General features: G+C 44.1%; 8 protein-coding genes. 5 read left to right on the top strand and 3 right to left on the bottom strand.

The window, feature by feature from the left end:
- Positions 1-233: 233 nt before the first annotated feature.
- The 4 genes from ACDQ55_RS02335 (at position 234) to ACDQ55_RS02320 (ending at position 9,845) form a co-directional block, all read left to right on the top strand.
- Positions 234-3,326 (top strand): SusC/RagA family TonB-linked outer membrane protein, encoded by a 3,093-nt coding sequence (locus tag ACDQ55_RS02335; protein WP_420979438.1) that lies wholly within the window; start codon positions 234-236, stop codon positions 3,324-3,326.
- A 32-nt stretch (positions 3,327-3,358) separates the two neighbouring features.
- Positions 3,359-4,771 (top strand): RagB/SusD family nutrient uptake outer membrane protein, encoded by a 1,413-nt coding sequence (locus tag ACDQ55_RS02330; RefSeq protein WP_420979437.1) that lies wholly within the window; start codon positions 3,359-3,361, stop codon positions 4,769-4,771.
- Positions 4,772-5,334: 563 nt separating this feature from the next.
- On the top strand, positions 5,335-8,415 hold the full coding sequence (locus ACDQ55_RS02325; RefSeq protein WP_420979436.1) for a SusC/RagA family TonB-linked outer membrane protein: 3,081 nt from the start codon (positions 5,335-5,337) through the stop codon (positions 8,413-8,415).
- Positions 8,416-8,426: 11 nt separating this feature from the next.
- On the top strand, positions 8,427-9,845 hold the full coding sequence (locus tag ACDQ55_RS02320) for a SusD/RagB family nutrient-binding outer membrane lipoprotein (RefSeq protein WP_420979435.1): 1,419 nt from the start codon (positions 8,427-8,429) through the stop codon (positions 9,843-9,845).
- A gap of 215 nt (positions 9,846-10,060) precedes the next feature.
- Here ACDQ55_RS02320 and ACDQ55_RS02315 read toward each other — a convergent pair whose 3' ends face one another.
- Together ACDQ55_RS02315 and gatB are read right to left on the bottom strand one after the other, a co-directional pair.
- Entirely contained in the window at positions 10,061-11,215 is a 1,155-nt protein-coding gene (locus tag ACDQ55_RS02315; protein WP_420979433.1) for a redoxin domain-containing protein, read from the bottom strand.
- Between the two features lie 66 nt (positions 11,216-11,281).
- On the bottom strand, positions 11,282-12,730 hold the full coding sequence (gene gatB, locus ACDQ55_RS02310; RefSeq protein ID WP_420979432.1) for an Asp-tRNA(Asn)/Glu-tRNA(Gln) amidotransferase subunit GatB: 1,449 nt from the start codon (positions 12,728-12,730) through the stop codon (positions 11,282-11,284).
- A 151-nt stretch (positions 12,731-12,881) separates the two neighbouring features.
- On the opposite strand from gatB, the gene ACDQ55_RS02305 reads away from it, so the two are divergent.
- A complete protein-coding gene (locus tag ACDQ55_RS02305; protein WP_420979430.1) occupies positions 12,882-14,264 on the top strand; it encodes an aldehyde dehydrogenase in 1,383 nt (460 codons plus the stop codon).
- A gap of 92 nt (positions 14,265-14,356) precedes the next feature.
- Here ACDQ55_RS02305 and ACDQ55_RS02300 read toward each other — a convergent pair whose 3' ends face one another.
- Entirely contained in the window at positions 14,357-15,403 is a 1,047-nt protein-coding gene (locus ACDQ55_RS02300) for a PDZ domain-containing protein (protein ID WP_420979429.1), read from the bottom strand.
- Between the last annotated feature and the right edge of the window lie 24 nt (positions 15,404-15,427).

Here is a 15,427-nt window from a genome sequence, read left to right as displayed (position 1 = left end):
AAAGAAGTTAATTACTTCTAATTGCGTTTTATTGAATAAATCGCAATAGTTGTAGTTAATATTTACAATTGTCAATGTTTTTGTACATGTATCATTGCCAACTTGCCAACATCTAAAAGTATCCATTTTACATTTTCGGCAACCAAAAATTTAAACGGAACCAAATGAATTAAGGCTTATTAGCCTTGATAGTTGATTATTATTTTTTAAGGTTAAGGAACAAAATCATGCTTATGAGGAAAGTTTTATTTCTCCTCTTGTCCGTGCTATTCCTGGGCGGGCAGGTCTATGCGCAAAGCCGCACTGTAACGGGGAGAGTGACTGATGCCAGAGATGGCTCAGCAATTCCTGGTGCCAACGTACAAATTAAAGGTACTTCCAGGGGAACCGTAACCACTCCCGAAGGCTCTTTCACATTGCAGGTCGATGACAAGGCCACATTGATTGTATCTTTCATTGGGTTTGAGACAAAGGAGATCCCTGTTGGCAACACGGCTACTGTTAACATCAAATTGAAAACTGATGCCAAAGGTTTGGAAGAAGTAGTAGTAACAGGTTACACGGTAGAAAAGAAGGTGGGTTCAACCATCGCAGCTTCTTCTATCAGCGGTGCCAAAATCAACAACGTAGCATTGCCTGATGTAAATCAGATGCTGCAAGGTAATGCTCCGGGTGTAGCGGTATCTACCAACTCCGGACAACCAGGTGCTAAAACAGAAGTAAGAATCCGTGGTATCGGTTCCATTTCTGCCAGTACTTCTCCACTGTATGTAGTAGATGGTGTGATCGTTTCTTCTGGTGATTTCACCCAAAACACACCTACACAAGATGTTATTGCTAACATCGATCCGGCCGACATTGAAAACGTAACTGTCCTGAAAGATGCGGCAGCTACTGCCTTGTATGGTTCCCGTGGTTCCAATGGCGTGATCGTTATCACTACTAAAACTGGTAAAAGAGGACAAAGCAGGATTAACTTCAACGCTAAGTATGGTTTCCAGAACCTGGCGCATGAGATCCCAATGATGAACTCTACAGAATTGCTCGCCTATCAGCGCGAAGCCATGAAGAATGCAGTGAACAAAGATGGTACGCCTCTTTTTAAACCAGAGGAGATTCTGGCTAACCGTCCTGATAAACTGGCTAACATCAACACCAACTGGATGGACGAAGCTTTCCGTACCGGTACTACACAAGCTTATGGTATCAATGCCAGCGGTGGTTCTGATAAAACTCAGTTCTATGCTTCCGGCGATTACTTCAAACAACAGGGTACCCTGATTGGTTCTGACTTCAGCCGTTACAATGGCCGTTTGAACGTAGACCATAAATTCAATGATAAATTTGACCTGAGCGTAAAAATGAGCGGCTCCTATACCGACCAAAGAAGCGCCAGTGCAGGTAATAATTACTCTTCTCCGCTGATGGGTGCCCTGGCTAACGTGCCGTTTATCCCTTCCCGTGATGAGAATGGTAATCCATACAATGGTTATACAGCCGGACAGCCTGGTACCACTACCTGGGCAGGTTTCGCCGATATTCCTTCCAGCTACCGTCCGGTGCTGCGTGGTGGTAACTTCCTGTCTACTGTAGAGAACAACTACAGCAGAAGCAACAATACCCAAACAGTGTTCAACGCGGCTTTAGGTTATAACATTATTGATGGGCTGCGCTTTGTAATTAAAGGTAACGCTGAGCTCACCAACATCCGTGAGAAACAATGGACTTCTCCATTCTCTTATGATGGCCGTAACTACAATGGTTACCTGTACAACGTAAACACTAACATGGGTCTGTACACTACCCAACAGTTACTGACTTATAATTTTTCTATCCACAAAGACCATAATTTCCGCTTACTGGCTGGTAACGAGTATTCTTTCCAGAATCGTGTGTGGAATTATAGTGCAAAAAGTGGTTTCCCAAGCCAACAGTCACAAGTGCCTGATGCAGGTGCTAACATGTTCGACATGGCCGGCGACGAATCTTCTTACGCTTTCCAAGGTTTGTTGAGTAAAGTTGACTACGATTATAAATCAAAATATTTCCTGAGCGGTAGCTACAGAAGAGATGGTTCTTCCCGTTTCCCTAAAGACAACCGTTATGGTAACTTCTATTCTGTAGGTGCTGCATGGCGCATTACAGAAGAGAACTTTGCTAAAAGTTGGGGTTGGTTGAACGATCTGAAACTGCGTTCCAGCTATGGTATCATGGGTAATGCAGAAGGTCTGGGAGATTATCCTTATCAGCCTTTATACAGCCTGAATGGTTCTTACAATGGTAACTCTGTTGCTTACCTGAACCAACCTGGTAACCCGCTTCTGAGCTGGGAAAAACAAAACCTGTACGACATTGGCCTGGACTTCAGCGTACTGAACAAGCGTGTATACGGTAGCGTAGGGTTCTATGACAAACGTTCTTCTGCTTTGTTGCTGAAAAAACCATTGTCTATGACCACTGGTTTCGACGTAATGAACATGAACGTTGGTAAGATGATGAACCAGGGCTATGAAGTAACGTTGGGCGGTATTCCGATCAGCACTAAAAACTTCACCTGGACTTCCGACCTGAACTTTGCTACCCTGCGTAATAAAGTATTGTCTCTCGGTGGTGATGAATCTATTCCTGCTGGTTCCCGTCAGAAAATTGAAGTGGGTATGCCATTTGGTTCTTGGTATATGCCAGTATGGGCAGGTGTAGATCCTCAGACAGGTTCCGCTATGTGGGAAACAGCTGATGGTAAAACAACTACCGACTATAATTTAGCTGCGAGAAAATATGTAGGCCAGGCGTTGCCTAAGATTACTGGCGGTTTCACCAACAAATTCCAGTACAAATCTTTCGACCTGACTGCATTCTTCACTTTCAGCTGGGGTAACAAAGCTTACAACTATAACCGTTCCTTCCTGGAAAGCGATGGTAACAACACTACCGGTAACCAGGCTAAAGACGCTGCAGACCACTGGCAAAAACCAGGCGATATTTCTGACAGACCTAAGGTTATTTGGGGTAACGGTTCTAACTCCAACGCTACTTCCACCCGTTATTTGGAAGATATCTCCTACTTCAGGCTCAGAAACCTGGCACTGGGTTATAACCTGCCAAAGAGCACACTGGAAAGACTTAAGCTGCAGGGTTTAAGAGTATTTGCACAGGCTGAAAACTTATTCACCCTGACTAAATACAAAGGCTATGATCCGGATATGAGCACTAACCCAATTGCTCCTACCAGCACAGCTTCTCCTGCTACAACTAATGCGGGTATTGATTTTTACCGTTATCCTACTTCTCGGATTATTACGTTTGGTGTGAGTGTGGGACTGTAAATGAAGTGAAAACAAAAAATCTTAGTTTAATTATGAAATATTCAAAACTCTCCATATTAGCATTGGCTACGGTTGGTCTGTTTTCTGCCTGCACTAAGCTGGATCAGAACCCGCAGTCATCATTAAATGACTCAGACGCGGTAACAGAAGGTAATGCACGCATACTGGCCAATGGTGTGTATCAGCGTATGAAAGCGTTGGAATATTACGGACGTGATTTTATGATCGTATCAGACCTGGGTGGTAATGATATGAAGATCACTTCCCAGAACTCCAACCGGTTCATCACAGAATTCCAGATGAACTACACGCCGTTGCTCGCACCACAAACAAATACGTGGTTGAATGTTTTCAGGGTAATTACCCAGGCAAACGTTCTGATCAATAAGCTGCCGCAAACCGGTAACACCGCTACTATTATCGGTGAGGCTTACTTTATGCGCGCACTGGCTGATTTTGACCTGATGAGAAGGTACACCAGGCCATATACTAATGTAGACGCGAAGCCTAATGATCCTAATTCCGGTATTCCGGTGATCAGTACTGTAATAGATAATCCAGCTACTTACAAAGCTACCCGTAATACATTGGAAGAATCTTACAACGCAGTGATTAGCGATCTGAAAGTAGCGCAACAAACCGCTCCGGATGCTCAATCTGGTTCGTCTGCTATTTTCACTGCTTCTAAAGATGCGGCTACCGCTTTACTGACTCGTGTTTACCTGTACAAAGGCCAGTGGCAGCAGGTAATCGACGAAGCGTCTAAACTGTTGGACGGCAACAAATATCCATTATATGAAGCTTCGGCTGTAGCAGGGGCTTTTAACCTGGATGCGCCAGGGTCTGAAGAAATCTTCTCTGTGCGTTTTGTGAATACTGATGGCGGTGGTGCCAGTAACTTCGGTTATATGTATGTACCAGCTGCTTCGGGTGGTTATGGAGATATCCGTTTAACGGCTGCTTTCATGGACTTACTCGATGATAAAGATGTACGTAAAGGCCATGTGTCAACCCTGGATGGTAGCAACTACTTGGTGAAATTCTCTGGTAACAAAGCTACTGGTCAAGTTGGGCTGGTAAACGTAAAAGTGCTGAGAATCAGTGAAGTGCTGCTTAGCCGTGCAGAAGCCTATGCAGAACTGAATAATTTCCAGAAAGCAACAGATGATGTAAACGCGCTGAGAGCAAAACGTGGGCTTGATCCATTTACTGATGTCGCTAACATCAAAGCGGAAATCATTAAACAGAGAAGACTGGAATTGGTAGGTGAAGGTTTTAGTATGTCTGACCTGTTCCGTAAAAACGGCGTACGTAATATTACTGATGCTAATGCCTTGAGCACCCGGGTAACTCAGCCTAACGATTTCCGTGTGGCGTACCCAATCCCTCAAAGCGAAATTGATGCGAACAGCAAGATGGTCCAGAATCCTGGTTATTCTAAGTAATATTTATTTTGTATAATATTAAAAAGGTGTCTCAACTTTTGAGACACCTTTTTTGTTATAATCCTATATAAGAACAACCAAGCACATTAAATTGATACCTGTAGTGTGGATAATTAAAAAAGATTATCGTTATCTGTTTTATATCTTAAATTTCCTATATTGTGGTTATATTTAAGGTATATTTAACACTCAAGTACAAACCATTATTTTTTCGGAGACACCAAAATGTTTATAGTAGAATAAACCATTGCTTAATTCTACAGTCCAATGAACAGCCATATTATAGCTGACTTAAATATGATAAATACATTATAGCGCTTTGCTAGGATAAATAAATAAAATATTTATTTCTAAGATCATGCTTAAGCCTGGAATCGATGTTAGCTAAGGATTTCTAACTAAAGGAGCTATTGTTTTAAGAAGGAACTATTGTAAAGAGAGAAGAGAAGGGAACGCACCTGCGTGATGCTATGTAGATGTTTGGAAACCCGTGCCAGGTTGCATTGTCCCCCCAAAAATTAATTATAACGTTAACTATCAAACTCAATCAAATCTGAATGCTTATGAAAAGAGGCTTACTCTTATGGTTATTCATAGCCATCAGTGTTGTGCAGGTATTTGCGCAAAACAAAACTGTCAGTGGTAAGGTAACAGATGCTAAAGACGGCTCTGGCATTCCCGGTGTCTCTGTTGGCGTTAAAGGAACCGGGAAAGGCACCCTGACGACTAGTGATGGCACCTATAAATTGGAAGTGCCTGCGGGTTCCACGCTTGTTTTTTCCTTTATCGGCTATGCTTCCAAAGAAATACAAGTGGGACCGGAAGGCACGATCAATGTAAGTTTGGGCGCTGATAATAAAGACCTCAGCGAAGTAGTAGTAACAGCTTTAGGTATTAAACGTGAAAAACGGACCCTCGGCTATACGACCCAGGAAGTGAAGGGAGACGATATTGTGCAAAGCAAGGAAGTAAACTTCCTGAATGGGTTGCAAGGTAAAGTAGCCGGTGTGCAGATCAATAATACGAGTGGTACACCTGGTGCTAGTACACGTATCGTGATCCGTGGCGGCGCTTCTTTAACAGGTAACAACCAGCCTTTATTTGTAGTAGATGGGGTGCCCATCAGCAATGACCAGATCGGCGCCGGTACATCAGATGATGACCCCATACTGGCGGGTGGTACTACTCCCAACAGAGGTATTGATATTGACCCTAATATTATTGAGTCTGTGAATATCCTGCGCGGCGCTTCTGCTACGGCCCTGTATGGTTCTAGAGCAGCTGGCGGCGCCATAATCATTACAACTAAAAACGGCTCCGGAGCAAAAGCTAAAGGAATAAATATTACGGTGGCTTCCAGCGTGAATATTGATAAGGTAATTCTTCCTGAGTTCCAGGGGGAATGGGCACAAGGAACTCGTGGTGTATTTTATGATGGCGTTACCAGGAAAACCTCTCAATCATGGGGCCCTAAAATGGATACCCTCAAGATCAATGGTGCACCGGCGCCAAGGTATAATCCCCGCAGACAGTTCTTTAAAACCGGTACTACCCTGGATAATGGACTTAGCCTGACCGGTACTACTGAGAAGTCCAACTATCTGGTATCGTACTCTTCTCTAAGGCAGGAAGGGGTTACTAGAAGTACAGACTTTTACCGGAACTCTTTCTATGCTAATTTTACCAGTCATCTTACAGAACAGTTTACTGTAACAACGGGTATCAACTATATCGACTCCCGTAACGACCGTTTATTGGAAGGTAACGGAGATGGTGGTACCTCTTACCTATCTGTATTATATAATACGCCGGTCAGTTATGATCTCCTGCCTTATCTGGATGATGTAGGTAATCAGCGCATGTTCCGTGTAAATACCAATAACCCTTTTTGGACTGCAGTGAATACAGGATTACGGTTGGATGTGGCCCGCTTCATTCCCAATGTAAGCCTGGTATATAATCCGCTTACCTGGTTAACATTAACGGAACGTATAGGGGCAGACGTATATAGTGATAACCGTAAATTTTTTGAGGCAGTAGGTTCATTTGGTGCATATTCCAACGGCCGTGTTTTTGATCAGGTGATCAATAGCAAACAGATTAACCACGACTTTTATGCTACCGGCAGAAAGACCTGGGATAAGTTTGACCTCACTGTAATGGTTGGTAATAATATTATTTCTGAACACCACACTAACCTGATCACAACTGGTATTGGTCTTTCTGTACCAGGTTTCTATGATATAACCAATGGGGAGTCTATCAGTTCCTCAAAACTTTATTACGACAGAAGGAGGGTGAGTGTTTATGGCCAGGCTATTCTGGAATATAACAGGATGTTGTCATTAACTTTAACCGGAAGAAATGACTGGTCTTCTTCTTTGCCTCCTGGAAACAATTCCTACTTCTATCCTTCTATAACCGGCGCCTGGGTATTCTCCCAATTGAAACCGTTCCAAGAAAGCAAGATCCTTTCTTTCGGTAAAGTGAGAGTGGCATATACTTCTATCGGAAATGATGCCCCTCCTTACAGCACCAATACGCTATACCATAAAACCCTAGTAGGAGACGGTGTACGTGGTACGCTGATACTTCCCCTCAGTGGCGTAAATGCTTTTTCTTTGGACAATGTACTTGGAAACCCAGATCTGAAGCCAGAGAGAATCAAAGAATTTGAAGTAGGTGCAGAAACCAAATGGTTCAATAACCGTTTGGGAGTAGAAGCCAGCTACTATCATAAAGTAAGTACAAACCTGATCTATAATACAACTGTTTCTGCCGGATCTGGATTTAATACGGCGATTATCAATGCGGGTAAATTCACTAACAAAGGTGTGGAAGTAACCGTTAATGCTACTCCGGTGCAAAGCAAGAATTTCAGTTGGAATTTATCTGCTAACTATTCCCGTAACAAGGGTTTGATTAATTATCTTTCTCCAGGCGTAACCGCTATACAGATTGGAGGTTTCACCACACCAGGTATATATCTGCTGGCCGGACAGTCTTACGGTACGATAGAAGGCTCCCGTTATCAAAGAAATGCACAGGGTAAGCTGCTGATTGATGATGATGGATATCCTATCCAGGATGACGGTAGCTCTTTCCCGATTGGTAACATCCAACCCAGTTGGATAGGTGGTATTACTAATACCCTGTCTTATAAAGGTATTGATCTGTCGTTTACTTTCGATTGCCGTATAGGGGGTCAGGTGATCAACTTCGATGAATACTATATGACTTATTATGGTACCAGCAGCCTTACTAAAAACAGGGATGGCTCTACGATCATTAATGGTATTCGGGCAAGTGATGGGAAGCAGAATACTACACCTATCAAAACAGATCAAACCTACTGGCAGGCATGGGGCAACACTTATGAGAACCTGATCCAGGATGCAACTTTCGTAAAACTGAGAAACGTTACATTGGCTTATAATTTCCCAAAACCGTGGTTAAAACGTACCTGGATTAAAGGAGCAACACTTTCTGTGGCAGGACGTAACCTGTGGATACATGCACCACACTTTACCGGGTCAGATCCTGAACTGAGTACTTATGGCTCAGGTAGTAACGCAGGTGGCTTCTACAACTATGTTTCTCCAAGCACCAGATCTTATAACGTAACTGCGAAGTTAATTTTCTAAACTGAGTAACGATGAGTAAAAAGATAATAATAGCTATACTAACCGGAAGCATATTCCTGAGTGGTACCGGTTGTAAAAAGTTCTTGGACGTTAATACAGATCCTTCCGGTGCAGTAGCGGTAAACGATCCTCTCTTGCTTTCCGGTATTGAAATTGTTAATGCCTTTAATATTGCCGGGGGATACCCCGCCAGAACGGCAGCCTTCTGGACACAGCAATTGGCTTATAACCAGGCGCCTCCTGAATGGGATACTTATAGGGTAACAGCCCCCGATGTTGATAATACCTGGTCTTTTGATCTTTATCCTGCTTGCCTGGAAAACCTGAAGAAACTGGAAGCCCAGGCAACTGCACAAGGCCATACCCATTTTGCGGGAGTCGCTAAAGTATTGATTGCTTTTGACATTGCTGTAGCTACTGATCTCTGGAACGATGTGCCTTATTCACAGGCCTTTCAAGGTTCCGAAAATCTCACGCCGAAGTACGATACCCAGGAAAGTATTTACAATAGCATTAATACATTGCTGAGCGATGCAATCACTTTATTAACTGGTCCGGATAATAGTATTGTACAACCAGATGCTAAAGACCTTGTTTATGGTGGTGATATCAGCAAATGGACAAAGTTTGCTTACCTCTTGCAAGCACGTTTTGCTCTCCGTTTAACATATGCACCTAACCACCAGGCAGTTACCCAGGCACAGGCAGCCCTGGCAGCAGCAGCAAAAAGTTTTACCAGCGCTGCTGATAATGCTGGTGTTCAATTTGCCGCTACCGCCGGCAGCGAAGCCCCCTGGTACCAATTCGTTAACAACTGGGGAAGTATTATGGTGTCATCTACCATGATCAATAGGCTGGTATCTACCAACGACCCACGTTTAACAGTATATGCAGATCCTAATGCTGTGGGTAACTATGTGGGCCGTGTGATAGGTGCAGATCCAGACCAAACCGACAGTATTTCCGGTTTGGGCGATTTCTGGGGAGATAACCCGGCGCAAACCGTCTTCTACGGTACCTATGATGAGGTGCTGTTTATTCAGGCAGAAGCCACTTACCTGACCAGCGGCTTTGCAGCTGCACAGCCTATCCTTACCCAGGCGGTAAAGGCGGCCATGCAACGTGTAGGCATCGATCCCAATGGTGCGGATGTAGCAGCTTATCTGGCTGCTAATTGTACACTCACCGCTTCCAATGCCTATGAGGTAATTATGACTCAAAAATATCTGGCTAATTTCCTCTCACTGGAATCTTATAACGACTGGCGCAGAACTAATTTCCCAACGCTTACTGTAGTAGAGAATCCTTACTTAGGACTTACCTCTATTCCTCGCAGATGGGTTTATCCAGCGTCTGAAAACCAAACAAACCCTCAGCCTGAGCAACCAGGCAGCTTAACAGGCCGTGTTTGGTGGGATACATTACAATAGTGTTAAAAGTTAAAGTATAAAAAACGGTTGTTCCAATTGGAGCAACCGTTTTTGTTTTTACGCTAATTACTATAACTAGCTCATGGTTGTTATTGTATCGGGTGCTATTTCTTTAGTTCAGGCGGCTTTTGAGATAGCGTTTTTTTGTTAGGTTGCCGAATAAAAATAGGGTGTATCAAAGTATGATACACCCTATTTTTATTGTAACAAGTCGCTTATTTCAGTATTTCTTGCAGTTTTGCTTCCAGGGCTTCCCCTCTCAGGTTAGTAGCAATTATTTTACCCTGAGGGTCCAGTAAGAAGTTAGTAGGAATGGCATTGATGCCAAATAAAGGCACTACTGCAGAATCCCAAAATTTAAGATCACTTACGTGATTCCAGGTAAGGCCGTCTGCTTTTATAGCTTCCTGCCATTGGTCTTTGGTTTTATCCAGGGATACGCCCAGAATAGTGAAGTTTTTATCCTTGAATTGTTGGTAAGCTTTTACTACGTTAGGATTTTCCTGCCGGCAAGGTCTGCACCAGCTAGCCCAGAAGTCTACCAGTACATATTTACCACGGAAAGAGCTAAGACTGATCATTTTACCGGAAGGGTCAGGTAAAGTAAAGTCTGGTGCTATTTGTCCTACTTTCACAGCGGAAGGTTCTTCCCCACCGGCAGCATCGGCTGCGCCCTGTTGTTGTCTTTTTTCCAGTTCTGCCACCTTATTGGTCATGCTTTTCACCAGTGTATTTTTAGGAAAGCGGTTGGTAAGGTTAGCGAGTACTTGTTTGTGATTAAGTATTTCTTGTGCATCTGTAACCTGGCTGATGGCAAATACGGCATTGGCCGGATTTTTAGTTTTGTCTGCCAGGATGAAGAAGTTGTTTTCAAAATCTTTTTCTTTCTTTTGCAGGGCTACCAGTTGTGGCTGGAATGCGCTGTCTGGCAGGGAGCCGTGCAGGCTATCGAGCCTGCGCATGTCGTTGGTCAGCTCAATAGATTGTTTGCTGACCTCTTTCATAAAATCCTGCAGTTCTGAAGTGGCTTCAGAACCAGAGATTTTCAGGTCGTCCAGCTTGTCCAGATCGCCGTCTATTTTCATATCGCCGGCATCCAGTGCCAGTAATATAAATTTGCCATTATCAAAGCGTATGCGGTAGAGTCCTTGTTCTGCTACCATGCCTTTCAAGGTAAATTTGCCGCTGGCGTCTTTTACGTTGGTAGAATCTACCACTTTTATATTATCCAGGGTGAGTTCTTCCAGTACTACAGTGCCTAAAGGAAGATTGATCAGGTGGCCATCTATTTTAAATTCGCCTTTTTCAGTTTGCCCGGTGCATCCTGCCAGGAAAATTCCGGCGCAAATCCATAATAAGTATTTTTTCATGCTGTTATTTTTTGGACATTCGTCTTACCTATGCTACTCAATATAGCATAATTATCTGCAACGCCTTTATCCTTTCAGTTTTTCTGCCAGTAGTTCGTTGGTCAGGCGTGGATCAGCCTTGCCTTTGGATAGTTTCATTACTTCTCCTACGAACAGCGACATCAATCCTTTTTTGCCACCTTTGAAAGCGGCTACCTTATCGGGATATTTGGCCAGTACTTCATCGATGATTAGTGAAAGGTTATCTGCATTGTTGTCTTGTATCAGATTCAGTTTGGTGGCTATTTCCAGTGGATCGCCGGGGTTAGCGGCCATTTCCGGCAATATCCGGGAGGAAGCTATAGAGAAGCTTACTTTACCGGCATCCGTTAATGCGATCAGGCTGGCGAGTGCCGTTGGTGTAACCGGGAATTGTGTGATTGTTGCAGTATTTTCATTTAGCCAGGATTTCACAGGGCCGAGTAACCAGTTGGCAGCTGCTTTGTATTGTGAAGTAACGGCAATCAGGCTTTCATAATAATCGGCGGTAGCTTTATCGTCGCAGATCACGCGCGCGTCGTATTCTGGTAAGCCCAATTCTGTAGTATATTTTTGGATGAGTGCTTCCGGCAGGGCGGGTAATGTGGCCCGGATGTCTTCAATGAAAGCGTCGGACAGCTTGAAGGGAGCTAGGTCTGGTTCTGGGAAATAGCGGTAGTCGTTAGCTTCTTCTTTAGAGCGTAGCGAAAAGGAGCTGCCATTGGTGGCGTCGAAACTACGGGTTTCCTGTACTAAGGAGCCGCCGGCTTCAATCAGGTCTATTTGTCTTTTTACTTCATTATCTATGGCCCGCTTTACGTTGCGGATAGAGTTCATGTTTTTTACTTCTACCTTGGTGCCCAGGGTGGTGATGCCTTTAAGGCGTACAGAAATATTGGCGTCGCAGCGCATGCTGCCTTCTTCCATATTACCATCGCATACTTCCAGGTAGCGTACCAAGCGTCGCAATTCGGTGAGGTAAGCATAAGCTTCCTCGCTGTTGTGTATATCCGGCTCCGTTACAATTTCCACTAGTGGAACGCCGGCGCGGTTATAGTCTATATAGCTGTTGGCCGGGTCCTGATCGTGCAGGAGCTTACCGGCATCTTCTTCCAGGTGGATGCGGTTCAGCTTTATGGCGCGGGCGCCTGCATCAGTGGTAATAGTAACATAACCACCCTTGCAAATGGGCGCTGTATGTTGCGAAACCTGGTATCCCTTTGGAAGGTCGGGATAGAAATAATTTTTTCTCGCGAAATAATTATTCTTTTCTATTTCACAATGGCAGGCTAGGCCTAGTTTAATGGCATATTCGGCGGCTTTACGGTTCATGCGTGGCAGTGTGCCTGGGTGCGCCAGCGTAATAGGGCTGATATGCGTATTGGGAGCGCCGCCGAAGGCTGCGCTGTCGCTGCAGAATAGTTTACTCTCGGTAAGTAGCTGGGCGTGAACTTCCAGCCCGATCACTGTTTCATATTTGCTATATATATCGCTCATATTCCATACTGATTCCCACAAATATATTCAAATAATGCCGTGATTTTTGGCTAATTGGCGTTCACCAATTGCTTTTAAAAAGTTAAAGCTTATAGTGAACCGCCAAGAAATCCCTAAATTGGGATATATAGTATTTGAAAAATTATTCCATATGATCAGCAAAGCCCTGGCAAGTCAGCTTTATCGGGCGCAACAGGAGTATTTCCATTCCGGCGTCACACTTTCTTATACTTTCCGGAAGAAACAGTTGAAACGGTTGTTGAAAGGAATAAAGAAATTTGAAGACCAGATTATAGCGGCATTGTATGCCGATCTGCACAAACACCCTATGGAGGCTTATGGCAGCGAAATAGGCTTTCTCTATGAAGAAATCAATTACATACTGGAGGAACTGAAAAAATGGATGGAGCCGGAGGTGGTAAGTTCTCCTTTTGTTACCTATCCAAGTAGCAGCCGGGTACATAAGCAGCCTTTGGGTCTCACCCTTATTATCGGGCCCTGGAACTATCCGTTTATGCTAGTGATAAGCCCTTTACTGGGAGCGATTGCAGGTGGAAACTGCGCCATTGTAAAGCCTTCGGAATTGGCGCCACATACTGCTGCCGTTACGGCCGCTCTCATAAAAGATACCTTCGATCCTGCTTATGTTACCGTAGTAGAAGGAGATGGGACTACCATTATCCCTACCTTGATGGATTTCCGGTTCGATCATGTATTTTTTACTGGTAGTATACCAGTGGGTAAAAAGATCATGGAGATGGCGATACCACATCTCACTCCTGTTACACTGGAGCTGGGAGGTAAATCACCCTGTGTGGTAGATGAAAAAACAGATATAACAGTGGCGGCTAAACGAATTGTATGGGGCAAGTTCTGGAATGCGGGCCAAACCTGTGTAGCACCCGATTATATACTGGTACACCAACGTGTAAAAGAAGAACTGGTAGCCGCGCTGAAAGCCGCGATCATAGCGTTTTACGGTAACAATCCTGCCCAGAGTGAAGATTATGCCCGTATCATTAATACCAAAAGATTCGATACCATAGCGGCTTATCTGAAAGAAGGCCATATCCTGCATGGTGGCCAAACCAACCGGGAGCAATTGTACATCGCTCCTACTTTGATGGATGAGGTGGAATGGCAGGACCCTGTGATGCAGGAAGAGATCTTTGGCCCGGTGCTGCCTATACTTACTTTTGCGGACCTGTCACAAGCGGTGGCTACTATTCGGGAGCAACCCTCTCCTTTGTCTTTATACATCTTTACAAGCGATAAAAAAACAGAGCGGTTATTGACCGAACAGGTGCGTTTTGGTGGTGGGTGCGTAAACAATACGTTGGTGCATTTTACCAATCCGGAGCTGCCCTTTGGAGGAGTAGGAAATAGTGGCATAGGAAGGTATCATGGAAAATACAGTTTCGATACTTTCACACACTTGAAAGGTATGCTAAAAACAGCTACCTGGTTGGATGTACCTATTAAATACCCGCCGTATAACAACAAGTTGAGGTTAATGAAAAAGGTAATGAAATAAGGGATCAGTAGCATAGCAAATGAAACCCCGCTAACAGACTCAGTGTCAGCAGGGTTTTCTCTCAATTGTAACTATAATGAAGATGAATTGTTTTACAGGCTGGCTTTATTCAGCTGTTTCGGGATTTTTATGGTTAGCGTCTGCGCAGTGCCATTGCGTTTAACCATAGCAGTGATATCACTTTTACTATGTTGCTGGCGATATGTCCGGGCCAGGTCTGTTGCAGATTTAATGGTGGCGCCGCCGAGGTCGGTAACAATATCCTCTTTTTGGAATCCTGCCTTTTCTGCAGGAGAACCGGAGGTAATATCAATTACAACAGCTCCTTCTTCGTTTTCGGTATCCTGCACCTGCAGGCCAAGTTTCACGCTATTGCTTTCCTGGTTAAACCAGTTATTGCCGAATCCCTGGCGGCCACGTGGGTACGGTGATGGGAAAGCGAAGCTGTGTGGTCCGTTAGGCAAGGTGGAAAGTGGTGGATATATCCCCCAGCCTTCTTCTCCTTCATTATTTAAATTTAACTGTTTCCTTTCGTCGAGGGTAACCAATACTTTATTGGTTTTTGAATTGCGTATATAACTTACTGTTACTTTATCGTTAGGTTGGTGCTTACCAATCACTTCAAACAGTTCTGCCGGTTCATTTACTTTATCGTTATCAATAGCAGTAATAACATCCCCGGGTTTAATGCCTGCTTTATCGGCCGGCGTGCCTTTGGCGACTGTTTTCACAGTAACGCCGGTAGCGGCTTTCTTTTCGGTGATTACTCCTAACACGGCTTTATTAAGGTTGGGAGCAGCGTCGTTACCCGCTTCATCGTTATTGAATACATTGAAGTTGTCGTGGGGAGCATTGTTATTAAAGCTGAAAGTGTTACCATCCCGGGGCGTAATTTTTCTGCGGACAACTGAAAGATCGGGGTCATTGTACTGGTCTAGTTTCTTACCATTTACAAGGATGTCCCCATCTTTGATTTCTACAGTTACTTTACCGTCTTTGTCGCTTTTATGTTTGATGACAATTTCATCAAACTCCCCTAATTGGCTTTTAGGATTGTTGTTGGGTGTTTGCGCCAACACTGCGCCAGTGGCGAAGCATGAAAAGCCCGCTAATGTGAAGATTTGCAGTAACCTGGTCATATTGCTAAGCTGTTTATTGAATAA

The organism is Chitinophaga sp. 30R24 (assembly GCF_049056765.1).
Taxonomy (GTDB): Bacteria; Bacteroidota; Bacteroidia; order Chitinophagales; family Chitinophagaceae; genus Chitinophaga.
Note: the sequence above shows the minus strand (reverse complement) of the source record. Positions and strands in the feature narration are given on the sequence as shown.